The sequence below is a fragment of the Pseudomonas sp. 300 genome (assembly GCF_055803035.1).
Window position 1 is genome coordinate 513,358 of the sequence record NZ_JAVLRV010000003.1, and the last position, 24,370, is coordinate 537,727.

Sequence of the window (24,370 nt, forward strand, 5' to 3'; positions counted from 1 at the left end):
GCCATGGGCCTGCATTTGAAAGAAGGCGCAGACGACGATCTGGCCGAGAACCACGAAATCAACGTCACGCCGTTCATCGACGTGATGCTGGTGCTGTTGATCATCTTCATGGTGGCCGCTCCGTTGGCCACCGTGGACATCAAGGTCGACCTGCCTGCCTCCAGCGCCAAACCGGCGCCACGGCCAGAGAAACCGGTGTTCCTCAGCGTCAAGGCTGACCAGCGCCTGTTCCTCGGCGAAGACGAAGTGAAAGCCGAAGCCCTCGGTGCCACGCTCGACGCCAAGACCCAGGGCAAGAAAGACACGACGATCTTCTTCCAGGCCGATAAAGGCGTGGACTACGGCGACCTGATGAGCGTGATGGACAACCTGCGCTCCGCCGGTTACCTGAAGGTAGGTCTGGTCGGGCTCGAGACGGCAGTCAAGAAATGATCACGACGCGCCATAAGCTGACGCGTTACAGCGGGAGCCTGGCCGTGGTGCTGGGCGTCCATGCGCTGGCCATTGCGCTGGCGATGAACTGGACCGCACGACCACCCATCGAGCTGCCGCCGCAGGCGATGATGGTCGAGCTGGCACCGGTTCCGGCCCCGCCACCACCGGCACCGCCGAAGGTGATAACGCCGCCACAACCACCCGCTCCGGTGGAAGAACTGCCGATCCCGAAACTGGCTGAAGTGCCGAAGGCGGAAATTACCGTACCGAAGCCGGTCAAACCCAAGCCGAAGCCTCAACCGCCCAAGCCTGTGGAGAAGAAGCCAGAGCCACCGAAGGAAAAACCTTCCGAGGAAAAACCGGCCGACACTCAACCGACCCAGGCACCGACGGAGAAATCCGCGCAACCGGCACCGGGCCCATCACCGGCGCAGCAAGCAGCCAAGGCCAGTTGGCAAGGCACACTGCTCGCGCACCTGGCCAAGTACAAAAAGTACCCGGCCAGTGCTCAGGCGCGGGGCAAGGAAGGTTTGAACCGACTGCGCTTCGTGGTGGATGGTGAAGGTAATGTGTTGTCGTTCGAACTGGTGGGCCGCTCGGGCAACGCCGATCTGGACCGGGCCACCCTGGAAATGATCCGACGCGCCCAGCCGCTGCCCAAGCCACCGGCCGACATGCTGACCAACGGCGCCATCGAAATTGTTGCCCCGTTTGTTTACTCGCTGGAACGCCGTCGCTAAGCAGCCATACAAAACAAACTTGAAAGGCACCGAAAGGTGCCTTTCGCGTATCTGCCAGCGGCAAACCTGCATTGCCCGGTGTCACTCGACACACTCTCTCTGATAACGTGCGTCTATCGATTGCAGCCGGTATGCTTGGCCCGCAACTTCATGGACGCTCGCTATGACTCTTACAGAATTACGCTACATCGTTACCCTCGCCCAAGAGCAGCACTTCGGCCACGCGGCCGAGCGTTGCCACGTCAGCCAGCCGACCTTGTCGGTGGGCGTGAAAAAGCTTGAAGACGAACTCGGTGTGCTGATTTTCGAGCGCAGCAAGAGCGCCGTGCGCCTGACCCCGGTCGGCGAAGGCATCGTGGCCCAGGCACAAAAAGTCCTGGAGCAGGCCCAAGGCATCCGCGAGCTGGCCCAGGCCGGCAAGAACCAGCTGACCGCCCCGCTGAAAGTCGGCGCGATCTACACCGTCGGCCCGTACCTGTTTCCGCACCTGATTCCACAACTGCACCGGGTCGCCCCGCAGATGCCGTTGTACATCGAAGAAAACTTCACCCACGTGCTGCGCGACAAACTGCGCAACGGCGAACTCGACGCGATCATCATCGCCCTGCCGTTCAACGAAGCCGACGTGCTGACCCTGCAGCTCTACGACGAGCCGTTCTACGTCCTGATGCCGGCCCAGCACCCGTGGACGCAAAAAGAATCCATCGACGCCGCCCTGCTCAACGACAAGAGTCTGCTGTTGCTCGGCGAGGGCCACTGCTTCCGCGATCAAGTGCTGGAAGCCTGCCCGACGCTGACCAAAGGCAACGACGGCGCCAAGCACACCACGGTGGAATCCAGTTCGCTGGAAACCATTCGCCACATGGTCGCCTCGGGCCTCGGGATTTCGATCCTGCCGCTGTCGGCCGTGGACAGCCATCACTACGCCCCTGGCGTGATCGAAGTGCGCCCACTGACCCCGCCGGTGCCGTTCCGTACCGTGGCCATCGCCTGGCGTGCAAGCTTCCCGCGTCCGAAGGCCATTGAAATTCTCGCTGACTCCATTCGCCTGTGCTCGGTGGCCAAGCCGCCCGCGCCGGTGGTTGCGGCTTAAGTCGTTGCCATGACCGAGTTGTCGCACGTGTCGGTCACGGCACTCAAAGGTGTCGGCGAGGCCATGGCCGAGAAATTGGCCAAGGTCGGCCTGGAGAATCTCCAGGACGTGTTGTTCCACCTGCCGCTGCGTTATCAGGACCGCACCCGCGTGGTCCCGATCGGCCACTTGCGACCGGGGCAGGACGCCGTGATCGAAGGCACCGTCAGCGGCGCCGACGTGGTCATGGGCCGTCGACGTAGCCTGGTCGTGCGCTTGCAGGACGGCACCGGCGGGCTCAGCCTGCGCTTCTACCATTTCAGCAACGCCCAAAAAGAAGGCCTCAAACGCGGCACGCGGATTCGCTGCTACGGCGAAGCGCGGCCCGGCGCGTCGGGACTGGAGATCTACCACCCGGAATACCGCGCCATCACCGGCGACGAACCGCCGCCGGTGGATGAAACCCTGACCCCGGTCTACCCGCTCACCGAAGGACTGACCCAACAGCGCCTGCGCCAGTTGTGCATGCAAACCCTGACGATGCTCGGCCCGACCAGCCTGCCCGACTGGCTGCCGACCGAGCTGGCGCGGGACTATCAACTGGCGCCACTGGCCGATGCGATCCGCTACCTGCATCACCCACCCGCCGATGCCGATGTCGATGAACTCGCCCTCGGTCATCACTGGGCGCAGCACCGTCTGGCCTTTGAAGAACTGCTGACGCATCAACTGTCGCAGCAGCGTCTGCGCGAAAGCATGCGCTCCCTGCGTGCGCCAGCGATGCCCAAAGCCACGAAGTTACCGGCGAAATACCTGGCCAACCTCGGCTTCGCGCCGACCGGCGCCCAACAACGCGTCGGCAACGAAATCGCCTACGACCTCAGTCAGCACGAACCGATGCTGCGTTTGATTCAGGGCGACGTCGGCGCGGGTAAAACCGTGGTCGCCGCCCTCGCCGCGCTTCAGGCTTTGGAAGCGGGTTATCAAGTCGCGTTGATGGCGCCGACCGAGATCCTCGCCGAGCAGCACTTCATCACCTTCAAGCGCTGGCTCGAACCGCTGGGCATCGAAGTCGCGTGGCTGGCCGGCAAACTCAAAGGCAAGAACCGCGTGGCCGCGCTGGAACAAATCGCCAGCGGCACACCGATGGTGGTCGGGACCCACGCGCTGTTCCAGGACGAAGTGAAGTTCAAGAACCTGGCTTTGGTGATCATCGACGAACAGCATCGTTTCGGCGTGCAGCAGCGGCTGGCGTTACGCCAGAAAGGCGTCGGCGGGCGCATGTGTCCGCATCAGCTGATCATGACCGCCACGCCGATTCCACGGACGCTGGCGATGAGTGCCTACGCCGACCTCGACACCTCGATCCTCGACGAACTGCCGCCGGGCCGAACCCCGGTCAACACCGTGTTGGTCACCGATACCCGGCGCGTCGAAGTCATCGAGCGAGTGCGCGGCGCTTGTGCCGAAGGGCGCCAGGCCTATTGGGTGTGCACGCTGATCGAAGAGTCGGAAGAGCTGACCTGCCAAGCAGCACAAACCACTTACGAAGACCTCACCGCCGCCCTTGGCGAGTTGAAAGTCGGGTTGATTCACGGCCGCATGAAGCCCGTGGAAAAAGCCGCCGTGATGGCCGAATTCAAGGCCGGCAACCTGCAACTGCTGGTCGCCACCACCGTGATCGAAGTCGGCGTCGACGTGCCGAACGCCAGCCTGATGATCATCGAAAACCCCGAACGCCTCGGCCTCGCGCAACTGCACCAATTGCGCGGCCGTGTCGGCCGGGGCAGCGCCGCCAGCCATTGCGTGCTGCTATACCATCCGCCGTTGTCGCAAATCGGTCGTCAGCGCCTGGGCATCATGCGCGAAACCAACGACGGCTTTGTCATCGCCGAGAAAGACCTCGAACTGCGCGGCCCCGGCGAAATGCTCGGCACGCGGCAGACCGGTCTGCTTCAATTCAAGGTCGCCGACCTGATGCGCGACGCCGACTTGCTGCCCGCCGTGCGCGACGCCGCCCAGGCATTGCTGGAGCGTTGGCCGGATCACGTCAGCCCGCTGCTGGACCGCTGGCTACGCCACGGGCAGCAATACGGCCAAGTGTGAGCACCGTCGCAGTTTCTGGACCCTGCCTTTAAACAAGCTGGTTATACTCCTGCAATTGTTTGAATACGGATACAGACCATGACTGAAGCTGCCCTCGTCCCCGAACCCCCGCACGCTCCGTCTGTTATTCGGCTGCTGCTCGCCAAACTGGGCATCGCCTACGAAGAAGTCCTCGACCACCACGGCCTGAATGCCTCGCGCAAGGTACAAGCGGTGCTGCTCGACGATGCCGTGGGCGCGCTGATGGTGTTGTTCCCGCAAAGCCAATTGCTCGACCTCAACCGCCTCGCAGAACTGACCGGCCGCCGCCTGGCCGCCGTGTCGACCGAGCGCCTGGAAAAGATGCTCGGCAAACACAACCTGAGCCTGCTGCCCGGCCTGCCGGCGCTGACCAGCTCACCGTGCCTGTACGAAGAAAGCCTGCTGCGCGAACCAAAGTTGCTGATCAACTCGGGCGAGCCGGGCGTGCTGCTGGAAATCACCAGCGAAGCCTTCAAGACCATGCTGACCAAGGCCAGCGCCGCCAACTTCGGCGAGAACGTGAGCAGCATCCGCCCGAACCTCGACCGCCCCGACGATGACCGCGAGGAAATCACCCAGGCCGTCCAGGCGTTTACCGCGCGACGCATCCAGCAACGCCTGGAAGCCACCATCGAAATTCCGCCGCTGGCCGAGACCGCGCAAAAAATCATCAAACTGCGCGTCGACCCCAACGCCACCATCGACGACATCACCGGCGTGGTCGAAACCGACCCGGCCCTGGCCGCGCAAGTCGTGAGCTGGGCGGCGTCGCCGTACTACGCCTCGCCGGGCAAGATTCGCTCGGTTGAAGACGCCATCGTGCGGGTGCTGGGTTTCGACCTGGTGATCAACCTCGCGCTGGGCCTGGCCCTGGGCAAAACCCTCAGCCTGCCCAAAGACCATCCGCAACACACCACGCCGTACTGGCAGCAATCGATCTACACCGCCGCCGTCATCGAAGGCCTGACCCGCGCCATGCCTCGCGCCCAGCGCCCGGAAGCCGGCCTGACCTACCTCGCCGGCCTGCTGCACAACTTTGGCTACTTGTTGCTGGCCCACGTGTTCCCGCCGCACTTCTCGCTGATCTGCCGCCACCTGGAGGTCAACCCGCACCTGTGCCACAGCTTTGTCGAGCAACACCTGCTGGGCATCAGCCGCGAACAGATCGGCTCGTGGCTGATGCGCTACTGGGACATGCCCGACGAACTGGCCACCGCGCTGCGCTTCCAGCACGACCCGAGTTATGACGGTGCCTACGCCGAGTACCCGAACCTCGTGTGCCTGTCCGTGCGATTGCTGCGCAGCCGCGGCATCGGCTCCGGCCCGGATGAAGACATCCCGGATGCTTTGCTGGAGCGTGTCGGCCTGACCCGCGACAAAGCCAACGATGTGGTCAGCAAAGTGCTTGAAGCCGAAGTGCTGCTGCGCGAACTGGCCTCGCAATTTACTCAAGCCTAAAAAGCTTCGCGGGCAAGCCACGCTCCCACAGGATTTAGGTGATCCTGTGGGAGCGTGGCTTGCCCGCGATGAACCCACCTCGGTCTACCTGAAACTCCCCTCGCCACAGGGTTAATCATCGGCCTCAAGCCTTGGCTTTAGCCTTCGCCTTCCTAGGCTTCAAATACTTGGTCAACCCCTGAAACCAGATCACCAGCGCCGGGTTGCCCTTGATCTGAATCGACTTGTCCTGAATCCCCGTCATAAACGCCAACTGCTTGTTCTTCGCCTGCATCGTCGCAAAACCATACGCCGCATCTTTAAACGCAATCGCAAACGCCGGCTCGGCATATACGCCCGACTGGCTGGTAATGCGCTGGTCCTTCACAAAGAAATGCCGCGCCACTTTCCCGTCCAGGGTCTGTAATTGGAACACCAATTCCTTGTCACCCAACTGCTGCTGAAACGCAGGATTGGTCCGGCTGGCCTTACCCATCAACAAACCCAGCATCCACAGAAGAAAACGAAATTTCATGCGCACAGCCTCAAGAGAAAAATGAACGGCCGGCGCAGTGTAGCGGCTTCAAGCGAGAACGCCACCATTGCGCAGTGTTAGAAGAAGATGCCGTACTTTTTGACGCTGATGACTACCAAGTCATTGACGAAACACTGCTGTTTAAAAGGCCGGATTATTTGAGGTTTCTACGCTCGACCGTATCGGACATTTCCTTCGACTCACGGCGTTGTTCATGAACTAGGCAGCTACTGGCTTCGCCGATAGTCTTTGTTCGTTACCGCAAAAACGGTGACACGGACGTGCAAGTCCGGTACATATCGCCGCACACTCGCCAACCAAACGTCGAGCGTTTTTTTTTGCTCGCTGTAAATGCTTTATGGCGGCTGTGCGTGGGAGGTCCCTTTGGGGTCTGCCGGGTTCCGATATGCCCGGTCTTGCACACCTGCGCACGGCTGCCACCCTTATTCGAATGCAAGCGATGAGGAGTCAGCCACACCCAAAAACACATATCGGAAATGCCAATGATCAAGCCAACACCCAACCCCCCAGAACACGAAGCCACCTCCCCGTACGAATCCTTCGACTCCAAAAAACTCCAAGAAGCCGCCGAACGCGCCCTCGACCATCACCTCGGCACCTCTCCGGATAAACAATCGAAACGTCGCAACGGTGCGCTCTTCATCGTCGCTCCCGACCTCCACACCGAAACCCTCTTAGCTAATGCTTCGGAAGACCTGCTGTCCATCAGCGCCATCGCCGCCGACCTGGCCGACGGAGTGGAAGGCTCACGACGTTCCGTCGCCCTGGCACTCAGCAGAATGGCGGACGGTGTGCATTTATTAGTGGAACGAGCGCTGGATCATATTGATTCGCCGGATCCGGCGGGGCATCAAGCAAAGACGTAACCGAAAACCAGGAGCGCGCCTGCGTTGGCGTGCTCCCTAAAATTTATCATCATTGCTCGGCATGCTTGTATTCCCGCCGCCGGTGGCGTTTTTCTTGGTCAAATTAACCATCGTCCGAAAGGACAACTGAAAAAAAAAGCACTACAAAGTTCGCTAACGAAGCGACCTATGCAGTGCTTACTAGTGTCAGACTCCGAGCAAACTTTCGCAGAGTTCCAACCCTTTATCCGTCACCACAGCCCCATAAAACTTACACGCCTGCTCTTTATCGAATAGCAAATAGCTGTGTGAAGCCAACCACCGAACGATGTCTGCAAAAAAATGCTCATCTTCAGATGGGTGTAATGAGGCGCGCTTTTCAACCGCAATTCTGTATATCGACTTGTACTTCGTATTGGCTTTATAGCCAATAATGGTCGCTTCCAGCTCACGAGGCGTTGGATAACTTTCCAGCAATCCTTTAAAAATGGAAGTAACGGCCGCGTCAAACTTACTGAATTGTCGGATTTCCATATCAATATTCCTTTTGATCCATCGTCCAGATACTGGGTGTGCTCTACAAAACGACCATCGCTCCGTTGCTAAAGCAGCAGGCTGCTAGGTATCCATTGGCGGGCAATCTACTTGGGTGGGCGTCTGAGGCATCTCAACGTTATCCAGCATTCGATTCACTGCCAACTCCCCCAACATGATGATTTGTTGTAGCGCGATCATTGTGTTGCGCTGCGCTCCCTCCAACAACGCAGCGAAATCACTCGCCATCACACTTGCTGATGCCAGAGATTCACACGCTTGAACCAATAGCGTTTCAGCGTTGACGTCCGGCGCCACCATAAAAACCGAATTGGGTTTGCGCAGTGCTTGGAGCTCAGGTTCCGAGGGGTTCAAGTAATGGTCGAGTGCACGATTGGCTGCACTGTGAAATTCCTTTGAATTTAAAGAAATGTACGGGGATGTGCTTACGGTGTCTGACGGTTCGGGAATAGAGGTTATTGCGTCGCTCATGCTTCGTCTCCGCTCAGTGAAGGAGCAGTTACGCTATACCTCGGATTTCCGGCCGCCAACCCTAAAAACACGTAAGACACTTCCTTGATTTTATTACCGTACTCATCGTTTCCTCGCCTCGTTCGCGGGAAAAAACCACTTCTTTGCCTGTGCTCGTTAAACATAACGCAAGCCGACTTCGTGAAGGCTACAACGCCTATCGCTCTGGCCTACAAAGCCAATGGAATTAGCTGGCCGAATTGCCTTAAGACCTGCTGGTTTGTTTTCCGTCGCCAACCATTGGGCTTCGCCCTCCCGGCACATTAAACGAATGTGCCTTGTAAAAAGCGACGGGCAGAAACAGGCTGATTTTATTGGCGGCTATATGCAGGGCATCTTTGAATTATGCGACTTTGCAAGCTTTCCCAGTTTGTTAGCCGGTGACAGCTGCCACTTCTTCGATCAGTCGCCTACGTGTTTTCAGCATGACTTCCCGCAGCCGAACCAAAACCACCGCAACGCAACGCAACGCAACGCAACGGCCAACTCTTCAGCGTCTCACAATGCTTTGTATGCGGAACGCTCTTACAAACGTCCGGGAAGCTCCTTTCATCAATCTGTTTCAAGCCTGGTAGCGCGAGTTAAATTTTTTCTTTCGCATAAACGCCATGACCTATTGCTGGGAAGTCGCTTCGCGACCGAGCTGTTCCCCGAGCTTCGAGGCTATCGTTATAAGCATCTGGAGGCACAGGCATAGAACGATATCAAGAGTTCCTCTTTTCCGATGACATCAGCAATATTCGGTAACGCGGGAAGGTTCGCACACAGTTTCTAGCCCCTTCCTACATCATTTCTTTCCCGTGCACTGATAGCGTTTCGGATTCTTGCGACTCGATCAGTTGAAACATGACAAGAGCCTCGTAATTTTTTATCTCTCTGCTCAAGGATGAGCTAAAAAGCAAAAGGATAAGCGCATGCTCAATCTGGTCAGTGAGTACCCGGATTTCGATCTGGAGAGCTTGCTCAACCAACCCGCATTTCTCCAGTTCGGGCACAACGGCGAAGGCATTCACGGCCACTGGAATGCCGCCAAAACCTGGAATAACAGCGCTCTGGATATTGTGTTTATCAATCGCCCCGCCGAAAACTATGAACGCGGGGTGCATCCCAATGAGTAAGCGCCCATGGATGTTCACATTAGGCTTTGCGCTGCTAGCTGCGTTGTTGGGGGGATGTGTCTCTCACGAGAGTAGATCATTACCTTACGACGCTTGGAGCCTCGATTTTTTTTCCCCTGACTATATGGAGGTCTGGATCGAAACGGCCGATGTAATTGATATCAAAAACCGAGTGTTCCGGGGTGCGGGTAGCGGAATTCCCGCGACTGGTTATCCCCGAGGACTAAGTAAAGGCATACCGGCGCACTTCAGGGGAGACGCAAAAGGTTGGTTTACAGATTCAATAGGAAAAGGTCGATATGTAACGGGGGCTGACCTGCCTCGCCTTGTCTATGTACGCTGGCAATCCACAGCAGAACCGCAGACCTACGAGGCTTACATCGAGATCCCCCAATCAGCGCGCAACACCATGCTTAAAGGTGAAGAAGCTTTTTGCGGGGCTTCTGGCAAATGGAAAACCGATTACCGAAAGTTTTTGACTGTCGGCTTGGCGCCAGGAGGGATCGCCAAGGTGTGGGTTGGAGGGCCCTGTCTTAAATCGACCGAGGTCACCCGAGTCCAAGGCACGATCAGTCCAAAAGGCCCATACAGTGGGCAGTCTGACGGCGCCTATTACCCCCTTCAGGAGGAGTCCAAAGCCTACATCGACAAATTCGGTATTCCCTATGGAAGTTGGTAAAGAGTACAAACACTTCCGGTGGTTAAACGCCGCCCGACTGCGGATGTCGTTGATATCAATGAGCAGGTGTTCCGGAGGGCGGGCAGCGGCATACCGGCTATGGGGTATCCACGCGCGCTGAGTAAAGGCGTACCGTCTGAGTTCAGAGGCAAACCAGCGGGATGGCGAGAAAATCCAGGAGGAAAGGGGCGGTATGTAAAGGGCGCTGATCTACCTCGATTGGTCTACGTACGTTGGCAGTCTATGGCCGAATCGCAAACCTACGAAGCCTGCTGATGGAGCGGGCGCTTGATCATCTGCAAGCGCAAGAGATGGCGGCGCATAGCGCCAAGGTGTTGCCAGTACTGAGCATCCCCACGCAAAGCGCGTGGGAATGCTTAAAGACCTACAGAAAACTCAATCAAGCATTCGGGCAAGGCACCGGTGCCCAGTCGCCCAGGTCCGGGTTTTTGCACATGCTGTTGACCTGAGTGGTGCCAGCGCTGGCGACCTGTTTGCTTTCAGCCTGTTTGGCTTGTGCGGTCTGCAGGGTTTTCTCGGTGGTGACCGCTTCTTTCGGCACGGTTGGCAGCACGGGTTTTTTCGCCGGTTTCACTGCTTTTTTGCTCTTGGTCGGGGTCACGGCTGGCGTGGTTTCGGCGCTCGCCACGGTGACCACGTCGGTGCGCTGCACGCCGACTTGCTGCAGGTCTTTTTCATAGGCCTGGGTGTAGTTGCTCAGGTCTTCGCTGGCTTTACCGTTAACCGCGACGATCAGGTCGTTGGACTCTTTGAGGCCCGCGACGATTTCTACCAGGCGCTTGCGGCCCTCGGTGTCGTTGACGGTCTTGGCCTTGCGGTCGGCGACCAGTTTGGTAAACGCGTTCTGGTAGCACTGCTGCGAAGTCTTGGCGTACGCAGTGCTGCGATCGATGTCGGCGGCGCTTTTGTTGACGTCGGTGGCGTAGGACGCGATGCGCTGGTTGTCATCGGCGATCTGCTTCTGGCGCTCGGTGTAGTAACCGGCCGCGCCGCCTGCCAGGGCACCGCCCGCTGCACCGATGGCGGCATTGCGGCCACGGTTCTCGGAATCGGTCAGGGCGCCCAGCAGTGCACCGCCGACAGCGCCGACGGCCGCGCCGGTGACGACCGACTTGGTCATGTTCGAATCAGTGGCACGCAGATGCTGCACCGGCTCGTAGCAGTTCGGGTAGTACTCGACCTTGGTGCTCGAGGCGACCTTGGAGGTCGGCGACGTGGCGCAACCGGTCAGTACGGTGCTGAAGCCGACGGCGATCAGCAGCAAATGACGCTTGGAAAGCGAAGCAACAGGTTTACGGGAGGAAAGCATAGGTGTGTTCTCTTTTAAGTTTGACTAGCTCAGCACGGCCCACCGCCGCCTGAGTCCCTTCCAAGCTCGCTGTACAACGAACGATCAAGACCGCTGAGCGTTCGATGCGAGCAATTCCTTCAATATCGCCGCCGGGTCGGCTCGTCGTTGCTGACGATAATCACCGACATGGCGAACGAATAACGTCGCGCGCGTGACCAGGCTCTTGCCCAGTACCGGCTTGCGATCCAACTCTTCCTTGATGCGTTGAAACTGCGCCTGGATCACGGCATCGGTATAGCGCGTGCCAGTTGCCAGGTTGTCGATGTAAATCGCCACTGCGCCGTCCAGCGCGCTGCGGCCGTTGGCGATGGCTGTGGCGAACAGCTTGGCGCTGGCCTCGTCCTTGGCGTCCACGGCCTGCTGGCGACTCTTCTGCAAATTGGTCAGGCGAATGTTGTAGTTGTTGACGGTTTCGGCCACCAGGGCCGCCGACTGGATCAGGTTGCCGGCCGCTTCCTCGCGCTGCTGGGCGATGAGCGAGACGTTGCGCTTGAGCTCTTCGTTGACCAGCCCCAACTCGGCTTGCAGGCGCGGGTCGATGCTGGCGGCGATGATGCTGTCCAGGCGTTTGGTCGGGTCCTGGGCGTCGTCGATGGCATCGGTCAGCGAAGCCAGCCGACCTTCTTTCTGCCATTGGGCAAACAGCTCCTTGTAGCGCGAACGTGGCGCCGACAACGCGCCAATCGCGACCCGGAACCCGGTGGTTTCGTTGTTTTGCTCGGTGCCGTCGGCGGCGAACAGCGGGTACTCACGGCGCATCCCGGTGAACAAGGTGCCCTCGCCTTCCAGGTAATTGCCGCCCTTGACCACGAAGCCACCGTAGGTGCCCTGACGGCGTCCGGCATGCACTAGCTGGAAGGACTCCTGGACCATCTCGGCGGCGTTGCCGATCACGTCGAACAGGCCGATGGGGTTTGGCAGTTTGGTGCCGATCGGCATCAGACGCGCTGCCTGGCCGGTGCCGCCGGCGACCTGATTGAAGACGGCCCAGTCCGCCAGTGGCCCGTCACTGTCGCTGCCTTCCAGACGACGGGGAAACAGGCGCCCTTCCAGGTCTTGACGGCTAATGGCTTGCCCGCCACGGGCCGCAAATTCCCATTCAACCTCGGTCGGCAACCGGACGAAACCCAGCCCGCCCTCTTCAGCCGAGGTGCCACGACCGCTCACCGGTAGAAGGTCCTTGTGGTATTTCATCAGCCAGGCGCTGTACACCGCCGAAAAGCGTTCGGCCTCGAATCGCGACAATTTCACTTTGGGCAAACGCCCGGCCATGCCTTGCGGCGCCTCGGCTTGCAACGCCTCGCAGGCCGGCGCCGGCTCGCCGCTGGCCAACGATTGCGCCTGGGCCATGACCTGGGCGTATTGGCGGGCAGTGACTTCGTATTTGCCGATGAAATAGAGCATCGGTTTGAGCGGCGTCTTGGCGTCAGTCTTGGGCATCAACGGCGTGATGGTCTTGCCCCAACCCTTGGGCAGATCCTTGAGGGTGAACTGGCCGTTGATAAAGTCCCGGCGGTAACCGGAGATGAACGACTGTTGATAACCGGCCTCGCCCTCACTGAATGGATAGCCGAGGCTGATCTCGCGGTCGTCCAGAGTGCCCTGGGCCAGAATGTAGACGTAGCGGAATACCATCTGCCCTTCGCACGGCAGCGGCAGGCTGACGTCATCGGGCAACGGCTTGGGGTTGTCCAGTTTGTCTGTGCTTTCATCAGCCCAGACCATGCTGGCCAGGCTCAGCGCCACGGCGGCGCCCAGTAACTTATACATCTCTGACTCCTTCAAACGCCTGGATACGCGCCACTCGCCAGCCACCACAGGCCGCTGCCACGGCGCTGACGCCGAGCACGGCCACCAGGGCCAACGCGTAGTGACGCGCCAGCAGATGGCTGGCGTACTCGCCTGGCATCTGCACAAATAAATGGTTCAGGCCCGATTGCGCCAGGCCATACAGCCCGGCACTCAACAGGGCGGCAAGGCCGGCGCTGTACAGCGCCTGCAACACCACAAACCAAAGCAACGCTGCCGTGGAAAACCCCAGCAGGCGCAACACTGACAACTCTCGGCGCTTGCGCTCCACTGCCGCCAACGCGCCGGCAAAAATCGCCGCGAACGCTCCCGCCAAGGCCAACCCGGCGATGATCCAGAACACGATCGACAGGTTGCGGCTCAGCGATTGCACCTGGGCGATGGTCTGAGCCTGGGTCGAGACCAGCAGGTTCTGCGCAGCGAAGTACTGACGCAGCGGCTCGACATCCTTGAGGCTGCGGGCATACAGGCGAAACGCCGGATACACCCGCTGCGCCAACACGCCTGCCGCATCTCCCGGCCAACCGAACGCTGGCACGGCGCGCCCGTCCCGGTAATCTTCAGCCGCTTCCAGTAACGTCAACGGCGCGAACAATCCGTCCCGGGCGAAGGCTTCCAGCGGCAGAACGTGCAGCACCTGGACGCGAGTGCGCTGCGCCTCACCACGACCGGCCACCTGCCGGCCGAAACTGGCCTGCAGCCAATCACCGGCCTTGGCCCCGAGCTTTTCCGCGGCGGTCTGGCTGAGCAGCACCTGATCCAACCCTTGGGGCACCGGCAGACTGCCGAGCAAGGGGTCGTTGGCAACGGTGGGGATCATTTCGACGGTTACCGTCGCAGCGTCAGCGGTCAGATCCGCCGTCGCGGCAATTTGCCGGGTGCGCGGCAAGGCGAAAGCCACGTCGCTGCGCTGGCTCAATTGTTCGATAAACGCGGCGCTGAACCGGCCGCCGCCCAAGGGGATGACTTCCCGGGTGGCCGGGTCGTTTTCCAAGCGCTCGGTCAAACTGCTGACCAGGCCGAATTTCAAGCCGAACAGCACCAACAGCGGTGCGACCACCGCCACCAACGCCAGAACCGAACAGGCCGACAGCCACGCATCGTTGCGGTAATCCTGCCAGGCAAGGGAAGCCACCAGCGCGCGCATCAGCAGGCCTCCCCGAGGGTGGCGGTGACACCGCCATCGACGTCGCGACGACAACTGATGCGCCGCACCTGCAAACCGCTGGCGCGGGCCAGCGACTCGTCGTGGGTGGCGACAACGCAGCACACGCCGTGTTCGCGGGCCTGGGTCACCAGTAACTGCATCACGCGTTCCGCGTTCAGCGGATCGAGGGCGGCGGTCGGTTCATCGGCCAGCAGCAGACGCGGTCCATGGGCCAGGGCGCGGGCGCAACTCACCCGTTGCCGTTGACCGACGGACAAGTCGCCCGGTTTTTTGCCCAGTTGCTCGGCGATATCCAATGCCCCGGCCAGGCGATCCACGCTGCCGTCGTCTTTCAAGCCGAGCAGTTTTCGCGACAGATCGATGTTGCCGCGCACGTCCAGAAAACCCAGCAGGCCACCGGTTTGCAGCACGTAGCCCAAGTGCCGGCGGCGCAGGTCCGCCAAGGCACTTTGAGCATCTGCACGCCACAGCCCGGTGATGTCCGTCCTGGTTTGGTCGGGCGCAAAATCGAACTGTCCGGCCTGATCCGGAGCCAGCACCAGCGCCAGCAAATCGAGCAACGTGCTTTTGCCGCACCCACTGGGACCGACCACCGCCAGTTGTTCACCGGCACGCAGTTGCAGCCGTGGAATCACCAGGCTGTAGCGCTGGCTGCCGGCGCCCCGGCTTTTGTGCACCGCGCTCATGTTCAGCATCACGGCAGCGTCGACAACGGAACGCGGTACAAGGCATCACCCGGTTCGGCATCGCCGAAACGCACCCAGTTGGCCAGGTCGTTGTGGAAGGTTTCGTAGAGGCGGATTTTCGAATCCAGCTCGTCGATAAAGTCTTCCTGCTCGGCCACACTCAGGGAAAGCCACAAGTCCTGAGTCATGCTCAACGACTTGCTGCGGTAGGGCAGCCCTTCCAGGTACTCACCCAGAACCCCGCCATCGGCCAGGTTGCCGCCCTTGCGCAACGCCGAAGGATCGCGGCTCATGTAGGCACTGGCGCTGGCGATTTCCTGGAAGAAATTCTTCGGCGAGGTCTGGGTCTTGCGGGCGGCATCGACGATCAGTTTCAGCGATTGCTGCAAGTCGTTGAGCTGCAATTTGGTCAGCATCACGCACACCTGAAACGCCGGCAGTGCCGAGTTGGTCAGGTCGCGGTCGGCGGTCCAGGCGCTGACCAGTTGCGGCGCCTGACTGGCGGCTTTACGCCCCAGGAAGTCCATGTGCATCGCGTAGCCGACGGCCGCCGATTTGTCGCTCAGACTCGGCGCGGCGCTCAGCAGCGGCACGGCTTGCGGCTTGTTGCTACGCACCTGATGCACCAGGTCGGCAAACACCGAACCGATCTCGTCCACCCGCTCACCGAACTTGCGCACATCGGCGCCCGGCACCGGAATGTACAGGTCGCCGATCTGCGGATTGGCATCGGCGGTCAGGGTGCGATATTGGCTTTGCGCACCACCGTGGGTTTTCTTGCCAGCATCGCTGAGCAGGTGCAAGGCGTAGATCTTGATCTGCTTGCCCAGCGCTGCCTGACGCACTTCGGCCTCGTTCATTTGCGTGGCGGCATACGGGTCGTTCTTGCGCAAGGCACCGGCATCGGTGACCAACAGGATCAAGCGCCCGCCATAACCGTGCCAGTCCATGCCCTCGACTGCTTCCATCACACCGGCAAACGCATCTTCGTTGAACGAATGGCTGGAAACCGTGGACGCCTTGACCTGCCGCGCCAGGTCCATGAAGCGCTGCGGGTCGCGGCCCTGCTCCAGGGTGATCAAGGTTTTGGCGACGTATTCCAGGCCCGGGGTTTTCTGGATACTGCTGCGAAACCCCACCAGTCCGAAGCTGACGCTGTCCTGCTCGCCGCGCCCGGCAATGCGGGTTTGCAGTTCGTGCACGACGTCGCGCACCTGATCGATGTAGGGCTGCATGGACACGGTGGTATCGACCACCAGCACCACGGCGGTGCGGAACGCGTCGGCGTTAGCGGTAGTGATTGGCGTGTTGCTGGCAGCGACCTTCGGAGCATTACCGGGGTCGATGGACGCCACGTTCAGCAACTGCACCGGCTGACCGTTTTCATCGAAGCTCTCGCGCGAATCGAAGATCGGCAACAGGTAAAACTGGTTCTGCGGCACCGCGCTGGCCGCCGGTTCCAGGGCCAGCACGCGTTGATTGTCTTCAGGGTTCTGCTGGGTCTTGAGCAGCAGGTTTTTGGCCGCCGACGGATCGGCCAGCAGCTTCTCCACGTCGCCGGGCTGACGCAGGAACATCACCGGCGCACGACCGGAGCGTTCGGTGAACTTGAGCACCAGGCTCTGCTTCCAGTCGCTGACCTGCGCGGCCGGCAACCAGCCGTCACTGCGCCCGTCGGTGGCGGCGCCGACCCGCAGCCACGGGCTGCCATCAACCTCTTTGCGTTGATAGACGTAAAGCACGGAAAACGCCGGCAAGGCCTTGTCAGGCGCGCCCCCCGCTTCGCTGGCGAGCTTCGCCCCCGGCTTGCTGAGCACCCGCTGGAACAAGGTTTTTTTGCCGGCCATCAGCAGCGGACGCTGACCGCCATCGACCTCCGTCGCCGCCACGGCTGGCTTCATCGATGGTGGCATGGCGGGCGCCGTATTGAGCGGGGGTGTAGAGGTCGTCGGTGCTGAAACCACCGGCGTCTTCACGTCGGCATCGACTTCAGCATCACTGCCCAACCACCAATAACCCATGCCGCCCAAGGCCAGCGCCACGGCCACCGCGACGGCAGCGAGTGCGAACACGGGGCCCTTTCGCTGCTCCGAGATCGAGGACTGCGGCGTCGGCTTGACGGTCGGCGGAACTGGCGCAGTTCGGGATTGAGGCTGCGCGGGGCCGCTGGGTATGTCGATGGACACCGGCGTCAATCCCGCCAGGTCATCGCCGGTCGATTTCAGCGACACCGGAATCGCCAACGGCTGAATCAAGGTCGCTTCAACTTCAACCGATGCCTTGGGCAGATTATCCAGCGCCTGTAACAGCGCTGCCGCGTCCGCAAAACGCTCCGCCGGATCCTTGGCCAACAGCTTGCGCAGCACGTCCTGATAACGACCGTGGTGCACCGGCAGCTCCGGCAACGGTTCGGTCAAATGCGCCAGGGCCGTGGAGAGCGCGTCGTTGCCGGTGTACGGCAGCTTGCCGACGAGGATTTCGTAAAGCACCACGCCCAGCGCATACAGGTCGGCCCGGCCGTCAATGTCCTGGCCGCGTGCCTGTTCCGGGCTCATGTAGCTGGGAGTACCGACGGCGAAACCGGCCTGGGTGAATTGGGTGCGGTCGTCCAGGGACTTGGCGATGCCGAAATCCGAGAGCACCGCCGTGCCATCGGCACGGAACAGAATGTTCGCCGGTTTGACGTCGCGATGCACCAGCCCCAGCCCATGGGCATAGCCCAGGGCCGAGGCGATCTGGCGGATGTAGATCAGGCCCTGCTCCGGCGTCAGGCCGGCGGCGATACGCTCCTTGAGCGTGCCGTTGGGCAGGTATTCCATGGCCATGTAATACAGCTCACCGACATTGCCGATGTCATGGATGGTGACCGTATGCGGGTGAGACAGGCGCGCCAGGGTTTTGCCTTCACGCAGGAAGCGCTCGCAGAAGCTCGGGTCGGCCGCCAGCGCGGCGGCCATGATCTTCAATGCCACCTTGCGTTCCAGCGAGCGCTGGGTCGCGAGGTAAACGCTGGCCATGGCGCCTTCGCCGATCTCATCGCCGATGTCGTAGCCGGGGATCAGAATGTTCACGGTGGGGTTCATGAAGGCACCTTCACGACGATGACGGTGATGTTGTCCGGAGCGCCGCGCATCAGGCCCAGGGACACCAGGCTGCTGGCGATCTCCCCAGGCTCGTCGTGGCTCAGCACCTCGCTGATTTCATGGTCCTCGACGGTCTTGTTCAACCCATCGCTGCACAGCAGGTAACTGTCGCCGGGCATCAACAGCAGCTCGACCATCGCCAGGTCCAGTTGCGCATCGACCCCGATGGCGCGGGTGACAATATTGGCCCGCGGATGCACTCGGGCTTCGGCTTCGCTGAGCAGGCCGCTGTCCTGCAAATCCTGAACGTAACTGTGGTCCCGCGAGATACCTTCAAGCAGGCCGTTGCGCAGGCGATACAAGCGGCTGTCACCCGCCCACAGGCACACCCCGCGCAAGTCACGCGTCGCCAACACCACCACCGTGCTACCCATCATGGTCACGCCGCGGTTGGCGGTTTCTTCACGCACGGCGGCGTTGACTCGCAGCAGATCGTTTTTCAGCGCCGCGACGTATTCATCCAGCGAACGGCCTAAGGCAATTCGGCGCAGGCTATCGACAATCAGACTGCTGACGTAGTCGCCCGCCGCGTGCCCGCCCATGCCATCGGCGACCACCCACAGGCCGTTTTCCGGCAGGTCCAGACAAGCGTCTTCATTAACCTGGCGAACCATGCCGACATGGCTCTTGCTTGCAGAATTGAAGGTTTTTCCAGCGGTTAGGCGCATCTACACAACACCTTCTTGGCCGAGCAAAAATTGCGCAAAATCGGCGGCGACAGGCAGGCCCTGACACCGCAATAAAGCGGGGGCGATACGCTCCGAACCTTGGCCCCACCACAGGCTTGTGCCTTCGCAGGCCTGTTCGGCAAGCGCGATCATTCGCGCCTTCGGGTCAGTGGCATCAAAGCGATGCAGGCCGGCAAAACGGCTGCTTGGCATGCGTGACAGGCACCCCGGGCTACCCAGCGTCTCCAACCCTGCACCGAAGGCTTCGAAGCTCGCCTCCACGCTCAACGTGCTCAACAGCAATTGCTCAACCTGTTCAAACCAGACATCCGGACCGCCCACCACCGACGCCGGATCAGCGTCGTGATCCAGCAGCACCGCGACGGTCAGCGGAAAATACCGGCCAACCCGATCGATGCTCGGCATCACCACCCCAACGGCGGCCTGCGGCCCACATACACCGGGCCCGACCATAAAGCGCCACAGCGGACTGACCAGATAGGCATCCAGCCAACGGTCCCCGAGGCTGGTCTGGCTGGCGAGCAGGCCCGCCGCCAGCCACGAATCCCAGGGGCCGATAAAACTCGGCGGCAAGCCTCGGCTGACAAAATCCCCGCGGCTGGCCAACTTTCCATAGAAGCCCGGCGTGTTCATCACCGCTCCGGCAAGCTGAAACCGCTGAGCACGCGGCTCTTGAACGGGTTGAAGGCGCTGTTGGCCCGCAGTTCATAAGAGGCGCTGGCACCGTCGACCCGCAGTCGCAGGTTGAAGCGATCCGGCGAATTGCCGGCCGTCAGATCCGATTGCTCCAGCAGACGGAACCAGGCCCAGGGCCCGTCCAGGGTGATCCCGGAACGACCGTTGGCCGAAGGCGGCATGATCGAGATCCGCACCACGCCGATGCTGCCGGGGTTGGGCCATTGCATGGAGGTCGGGCGGCTCGGGCCGTGGTCGTAGCTCAATTGCTGGCCATCGAGGTCAAGCAAAAACTGGCTGATGGTGGCGTCCATCGCCACTGGCTTGAGTTCGAAGCGCACCATCGGTTGGGTACCGCCGGAACGGAAAAACGCATCCCGGATGGTCGCTGCCCGCTGGAAGGTTTGCAGCACGCCCGGGGCGATACCGAGCTTCTGCGCGGCGCCCGGTTGCCAGCGCCAGGCCTGGGTCGAGGTATCCACGTACGGCTGCAGGTATTTGCGGAAGTAGTTGTCCATCACCCCGCCCACGCCGAAGAACTGGCCGAAGTCGTCCAGGGTCGCGTCCCGCGCACTGCCCGGCGACATCGGATAACGCCCGGCCAGGGACTGGCGGTAGATGTTCACCACTTCGCTGGTCCAGGCCGCGTTCAGTTGATTGCGTACCCCGCCCATCATGCTGTTGGTGGTGGAGTTGACCACCGACTTGACCAGGCCCTGTACCAGCGGCGGCTGACGTTCGGCGTTGAGGCTGACCCGTGTCGCGGCCGCTGCGGCCTGGTTCTTGGCTTCGCCGAGCAAGGCGTCGCCGCTGGCGCCGACCATGGCGCTGACCTGCACGTACAGGGCGTTCATGTCGGCCAGCAGGCCGTCGATGGCCGCTGGCTCGCCGTCGTTCTTGCTGACGATGCTGTTGAGCTCGGCAAAATGCGCGGTGATCGGATCGTCACTCGCCTCAGGTGTGTTTTGCGTCGCCTGCTCCTGGCCGAGCAAGGTGCCCAGGCGCTCCTTGAGCTTGTCGACCCCGCCTTCCACCGGCGCGCCCTTGGCGGCCAGCAGGCGATCTTCCTGTTGCAGGTCAGTGTCTTTCGCCACCGCCACCAGCAGTTTTTTCAACGGCGAGGTCGGACCGGAAATCACCCGCAACACATCCGCGGCCTGAGCCACGCTGGTGATCGGCACAAAGTCGATATCAGCCAGCAAGGCGTCCCACTGACGCTGGTAATCCTGGAAATACAGGCGGCGCACGTCGGCGGCCAGGCTGGCGACGTTCTGTTGTTCTGCCGGGTCGTGACCAAGCACCCACTGCTCCTCGGCCAGGGTGCCGGTCTGGTTCAGGCTGGTGAGTAAAAACCCTTGCCGATAACCCTTGGCCGTGAAGAAGCCGCTCAAGGGTTCGCCCAACGGCTTGCCACTCTTGCGCCTGAACACCAGCGCGGCATCGCGCCCGGCCGCTTCGTTGATACGAAAGTCCGGAATGCCGTCCGGCAGTTTCTGCCGCTTGACCCGGTCATAGACACGCTGGGCCACCGGCAGTTGTTGCAACTGTCGGCGCAGGTCGTCGATCAGGCGCGGGTCCAGACGTGCGGTGGGCGGATGGCGCTCGAACAGCGCCTGCAAGTGCTCCGCCAGGGCCAGACGCTGCTCGGCCGGCAAGTCGCGCGGCAGGCTGCGGTCCCAGTCCAGGGCGATCCACGCCTTGATGAAGTCGGCATCGTAATGCTCGCTGTCGGCGAGCATCAGGTAGGCCTTCAAGCCTTCATAAAGGAAGTCCGAATTGCCGCCGCCGTGCAGTTGTTCTTCGATGCGCGTGAGCAAGCGTGGCGCGAAGACCGCGATCAACAGCTTGCGATAGACGCTGGCGGACTCGGCTTCAAGCATGTCGCCCTGAAACAGGCCCAGGCCTTCGGCCCAGTTCGGCGCGTCACCGGCCAGGTGCTTCACCGCGTTGAGCAACGGCAATACGGCGAGCACGTCCCGCTGGGCCGGGCTGAGGTTTTGCACGGTCTGGCCCAGGGGCGCGACTTTCTGATCGACTTGCGCGATATACGCTTGGTTGGCGCGGTAGCTGACCCACCACAAGGTCCCGACCACCAGCACCAGAACCACGGTCGAGGCCAACACGCCCCGGGCAATCCACTTGCGCCGACGTTCGACTTTCGGGTTGACTCCCACCAGCCCACGCTCGGCAAAGGCCACGGCACTGAAGAGTTTTTCGATGAAGTAACTGCGCCCGGTGCCGTTCTGGCGCGCCAGATGTTGGCGGTCCAGGCTCATGCTCTCGGCCATGGAGCCGATCAGACGGTCAATCGGGCTGCCTTCCTGGGTGCCGCTGGTGAAATACACCCCGCGCAACAGCACCCGCTCTTCAAAGGCGTTGGGTTTGAATACGCCCTCAAGGAAGCTTTGCAGGCAATCCTTCAACGCGCTGAACTGCTGCGGAAAGCCGTAGATCAGATCGCGCCGCGCCGGGTCGCGTTCCTGTTGCAAACGCTCCACCAAACGATCGTTGAGGCGCTGCTCGAGGCCGGCGAATTCGCTTTTCAGATGGGCCAGCGGGCTGTCATTGCCTTTACCGTCGTCCAGGGCAAAGGTCATGCCCCAGACCTGAGTCCGCTCTTCCTTGCTCAGGGTATCGAAATACTCCATGAACCCCGGCACCAGATCGAGCTTGGTCAGCATCAGGTAAATCGGAAAACGCACGCCCAGTTGCGTGTACAGCTCCTGGATACGCTGGCGGATCGCGGCGGCATGGGCGGCGCGCTCGGCATCGCTGCCCAGCAGCAGGTCGGAGAGGCTGATGGCGATGAACGCACCGTCAATCGGGCGCCGGGCCCGCTGTTTTTTCAACAGGCCGAGAAAACCCAGCCACGCGGCTTTATCCACCGTCGCGTCGCTGTCCTGGGTGGTGTAGCGCCCGGCGGTGTCGAGCAGCACGGCCTGATCGGTAAACCACCAATCGCAATTGCGCGTGCCACCGACGCCGCGTACCGCCCCGGCGCCCAACTGCGCCGCCAACGGAAAATGCAGCCCGGAATTGACCAGCGCCGTGGTCTTGCCCGAACCCGGCGGGCCGATGATGACGTACCACGGGAGTTCGTAGAGATTGCGGCGCTCGTCACCACCCAGCTTGGCTTTCTTCAACAGCACCAGGGCTTCGTCCATGCGCTGGCGCAGGGTTTCAAGCTCTTCGGCCGTGGCAATGCTGGTCGGGTCCGGCGGGGTTTGCGCCGCCAGGCTGCGCATCACTTCGGCGGCCTGACGGCGGGCCTGGATGATGTGAAACACCCGGTAGGCAATCCACACCGCGAACACCAGAACGATCAGCGCCCAGCGCCGACCTTCGGGCACCAGGAATTCGAACAGCGGCCCGACAAACCAGATGATCAGGCTCAGGGCGATCAGCCCCAGCAGCGGGATGACCCAGCGGATGATAAAACTGAAAAACGCCTTCACTCGACCCCCTCCGCCAATACTGTGATTTCGACCCGACGATTGCGTGCGCGGCCCTCTGTTGTAGCGTTCGAGGCCAGCGGCTCGGTGTCGCTACGGCCTTCGGCGCTGAAACGCTCAGGCTGGCCGGTCTTGGCCGAGAGGATTTGCTGCACCGAAGCGGCCCGGGCCTCGGACAAGGCCCAGTTCGAAGGAAACCGCAGGGTGGCAATCGGGCGATTGTCGCTGTGGCCGGTCACCCGGACCTGACCCTTGACCTTGCGAATGGCATCGGCGATGCGCAGCATCAGCGGCTGGAAATTGTCGACGACGCTGGCGCTGCCCGAGGCGAACAGTTCATCGCCACGGATGGTCACCACTGAACGGTCAACGGCATCTTCCACGGCCACCCGACCGGCCTTGATTTCATCGGCCAGGAAGCCTGCCAGACGCGGGCGCTCGATCAGTTTCGGTTGCACCACCGGACGGTCGATGGCCTGCACCGGGATTTCGCCCAGGGCATGGATGTTCTTGAACACCGGTTCAGCATCGGAAGCCAGTTTCAAGCGCAGGCCGAACAGCAGCGCCAGCAGCAACGCCACGCCGATGACCACGGCGATCCATGGCGGCATGAATTGCGCCAGCCGATCGCGGGCCACGGTGACGCCGCGCCAATGGGGCGAGAGTTCACGCTCGTAATCGCCACGGGCGCTGCGGATGACCGCACTGGTGCGCTCACGCAAGGCTTCCAGTTGGCTGCGACCGTCGTTCATGACCCGATAGCGCCCTTCGAAACCCAGGCACATGCACAGGTACAACAGCTCCAGCAGGTACAAACGTTCGCGGGGGCTTTGCAGACAATGTTCCAATAGCTGGAACACCTTCTCGCCGCCCCAGGCTTCGTTGTGCACGGTGATCAGCAGGCTCTGTTTACCCCAGTCGCTGGTGCCGCCCCACGGCGTACTTAACACCGCTTCATCCAGGGCGGTGCACAAGGCGTAACGGGCCAGCAACACATCGTTGCGCACCACGCCGGCGGCCTCGGCGCGCTCCTCGAACTGGCGCAGGTAGGCCAACAATTGCGCCCGCAGGCTCGCCGGCGCCGGATGGGCGATGGTGTTGCGCAAGCGGGTCAGCAGAGCCAGCAGCGGGCCAGCGGCGCTCTCCAGGGGGTTGAGACCTTCGGCTTTGTCGCTCAAGAGCGGCGCAGCCGGCATCGAAAGCGGCGCGGGCTGGGCGCGGCCAGCCGCCGGGCGGACCGGGTCGGCGCCACGACCACCGGGGGTCGGCATGAACTGGGTACGATCATCATTGTTCATCGCG

Annotated in this window: 21 protein-coding genes; 9 read left to right on the forward strand and 12 right to left on the reverse strand. The window is 61.4% G+C overall.

What is annotated here, in order from left to right:
* Positions 1 to 3 precede the first annotated feature (3 nt).
* The 5 genes from exbD (at position 4) to Q7W83_RS27795 (ending at position 5,832) form a co-directional block, all read left to right on the forward strand.
* The gene (gene exbD / locus Q7W83_RS27775) at positions 4 to 432 is read left to right on the forward strand and encodes a TonB system transport protein ExbD (protein WP_150631335.1); all 429 of its coding nucleotides are present in this window, start codon (positions 4 to 6) and stop codon (positions 430 to 432) included.
* Complete coding sequence (locus tag Q7W83_RS27780; RefSeq protein ID WP_150631334.1) at positions 429 to 1,175, forward strand: energy transducer TonB family protein; 747 nt, start codon at positions 429 to 431, stop codon at positions 1,173 to 1,175. The genes exbD and Q7W83_RS27780 overlap by 4 nt, the downstream gene beginning before the upstream one ends.
* 163 nt (positions 1,176 to 1,338) lie before the next feature.
* Positions 1,339 to 2,268: a hydrogen peroxide-inducible genes activator gene (locus tag Q7W83_RS27785; protein WP_017341496.1), complete on the forward strand. Its 930-nt coding sequence runs from the start codon at positions 1,339 to 1,341 to the stop codon at positions 2,266 to 2,268.
* A 9-nt stretch (positions 2,269 to 2,277) separates the two neighbouring features.
* Entirely contained in the window at positions 2,278 to 4,353 is a 2,076-nt protein-coding gene (gene recG / locus Q7W83_RS27790) for an ATP-dependent DNA helicase RecG (RefSeq protein ID WP_473658165.1), read from the forward strand.
* Between the two features lie 78 nt (positions 4,354 to 4,431).
* Complete coding sequence (locus Q7W83_RS27795) at positions 4,432 to 5,832, forward strand: aminoacyl-tRNA deacylase and HDOD domain-containing protein (RefSeq protein WP_150631332.1); 1,401 nt, start codon at positions 4,432 to 4,434, stop codon at positions 5,830 to 5,832.
* Positions 5,833 to 5,956: 124 nt separating this feature from the next.
* Here the strand turns inward: Q7W83_RS27795 and Q7W83_RS27800 are convergent, their stop codons facing one another.
* A complete protein-coding gene (locus Q7W83_RS27800; RefSeq protein WP_150631331.1) occupies positions 5,957 to 6,346 on the reverse strand; it encodes a helicase in 390 nt (129 codons plus the stop codon).
* A gap of 503 nt (positions 6,347 to 6,849) precedes the next feature.
* Here Q7W83_RS27800 and Q7W83_RS27805 point away from each other — a divergent pair.
* Positions 6,850 to 7,233 carry a DUF6124 family protein gene (locus Q7W83_RS27805; protein WP_150638154.1) on the forward strand — a complete coding sequence of 128 codons (384 nt, stop codon included), beginning with the start codon at positions 6,850 to 6,852 and terminating at the stop codon, positions 7,231 to 7,233.
* A gap of 186 nt (positions 7,234 to 7,419) precedes the next feature.
* Here Q7W83_RS27805 and Q7W83_RS27810 read toward each other — a convergent pair whose 3' ends face one another.
* Both Q7W83_RS27810 and Q7W83_RS27815 read right to left on the reverse strand, forming a co-directional pair.
* Positions 7,420 to 7,746: a hypothetical protein gene (locus tag Q7W83_RS27810; RefSeq protein WP_473658169.1), complete on the reverse strand. Its 327-nt coding sequence runs from the start codon at positions 7,744 to 7,746 to the stop codon at positions 7,420 to 7,422.
* A gap of 84 nt (positions 7,747 to 7,830) precedes the next feature.
* Positions 7,831 to 8,238: a DUF6124 family protein gene (locus Q7W83_RS27815; protein WP_150638156.1), complete on the reverse strand. Its 408-nt coding sequence runs from the start codon at positions 8,236 to 8,238 to the stop codon at positions 7,831 to 7,833.
* 220 nt (positions 8,239 to 8,458) lie between these two features.
* On the opposite strand from Q7W83_RS27815, the gene Q7W83_RS27820 reads away from it, so the two are divergent.
* The 3 genes from Q7W83_RS27820 to Q7W83_RS27830 all read left to right on the forward strand — a co-directional run bounded on the left by Q7W83_RS27820 (position 8,459) and on the right by Q7W83_RS27830 (position 10,074).
* Positions 8,459 to 8,974 (forward strand): hypothetical protein, encoded by a 516-nt coding sequence (locus tag Q7W83_RS27820; RefSeq protein WP_473658173.1) that lies wholly within the window; start codon positions 8,459 to 8,461, stop codon positions 8,972 to 8,974.
* Positions 8,975 to 9,191: 217 nt separating this feature from the next.
* Positions 9,192 to 9,395, forward strand: a complete 204-nt coding sequence (locus Q7W83_RS27825) for a hypothetical protein (protein WP_150638158.1) — start codon at positions 9,192 to 9,194, stop codon at positions 9,393 to 9,395.
* Positions 9,388 to 10,074, forward strand: a complete 687-nt coding sequence (locus tag Q7W83_RS27830; RefSeq protein WP_473658175.1) for a DUF2931 family protein — start codon at positions 9,388 to 9,390, stop codon at positions 10,072 to 10,074. Before Q7W83_RS27825 ends, Q7W83_RS27830 begins: the two co-directional genes overlap by 8 nt.
* A 400-nt stretch (positions 10,075 to 10,474) precedes the next feature.
* Here Q7W83_RS27830 and tagQ read toward each other — a convergent pair whose 3' ends face one another.
* The 9 genes from tagQ to Q7W83_RS27875 all read right to left on the reverse strand — a co-directional run bounded on the left by tagQ (position 10,475) and on the right by Q7W83_RS27875 (position 24,366).
* Positions 10,475 to 11,404: a type VI secretion system-associated lipoprotein TagQ gene (gene tagQ, locus Q7W83_RS27835; protein WP_150638161.1), complete on the reverse strand. Its 930-nt coding sequence runs from the start codon at positions 11,402 to 11,404 to the stop codon at positions 10,475 to 10,477.
* An 84-nt stretch (positions 11,405 to 11,488) separates the two neighbouring features.
* Positions 11,489 to 13,216 carry a formylglycine-generating enzyme family protein gene (locus Q7W83_RS27840; protein WP_473658177.1) on the reverse strand — a complete coding sequence of 576 codons (1,728 nt, stop codon included), beginning with the start codon at positions 13,214 to 13,216 and terminating at the stop codon, positions 11,489 to 11,491.
* The gene (locus Q7W83_RS27845; protein WP_473658179.1) at positions 13,209 to 14,402 is read right to left on the reverse strand and encodes an ABC transporter permease; all 1,194 of its coding nucleotides are present in this window, start codon (positions 14,400 to 14,402) and stop codon (positions 13,209 to 13,211) included. The genes Q7W83_RS27840 and Q7W83_RS27845 overlap by 8 nt, the downstream gene beginning before the upstream one ends.
* Positions 14,402 to 15,118 carry an ABC transporter ATP-binding protein gene (locus tag Q7W83_RS27850; protein WP_150634687.1) on the reverse strand — a complete coding sequence of 239 codons (717 nt, stop codon included), beginning with the start codon at positions 15,116 to 15,118 and terminating at the stop codon, positions 14,402 to 14,404. Before Q7W83_RS27850 ends, Q7W83_RS27845 begins: the two co-directional genes overlap by 1 nt.
* A complete protein-coding gene (locus Q7W83_RS27855; RefSeq protein ID WP_473658182.1) occupies positions 15,118 to 18,192 on the reverse strand; it encodes a serine/threonine-protein kinase in 3,075 nt (1,024 codons plus the stop codon). The genes Q7W83_RS27850 and Q7W83_RS27855 overlap by 1 nt, the downstream gene beginning before the upstream one ends.
* Complete coding sequence (locus Q7W83_RS27860) at positions 18,189 to 18,920, reverse strand: PP2C family protein-serine/threonine phosphatase (protein WP_191623775.1); 732 nt, start codon at positions 18,918 to 18,920, stop codon at positions 18,189 to 18,191. The genes Q7W83_RS27855 and Q7W83_RS27860 overlap by 4 nt, the downstream gene beginning before the upstream one ends.
* On the reverse strand, positions 18,921 to 19,574 hold the full coding sequence (tagF, locus tag Q7W83_RS27865; protein ID WP_150638173.1) for a type VI secretion system-associated protein TagF: 654 nt from the start codon (positions 19,572 to 19,574) through the stop codon (positions 18,921 to 18,923).
* Positions 19,574 to 23,071: a type VI secretion system membrane subunit TssM gene (tssM, locus tag Q7W83_RS27870; RefSeq protein ID WP_473658184.1), complete on the reverse strand. Its 3,498-nt coding sequence runs from the start codon at positions 23,069 to 23,071 to the stop codon at positions 19,574 to 19,576. Before tssM ends, tagF begins: the two co-directional genes overlap by 1 nt.
* Positions 23,068 to 24,366 (reverse strand): DotU family type VI secretion system protein, encoded by a 1,299-nt coding sequence (locus Q7W83_RS27875; protein WP_150638174.1) that lies wholly within the window; start codon positions 24,364 to 24,366, stop codon positions 23,068 to 23,070. Before Q7W83_RS27875 ends, tssM begins: the two co-directional genes overlap by 4 nt.
* Between the last annotated feature and the right edge of the window lie 4 nt (positions 24,367 to 24,370).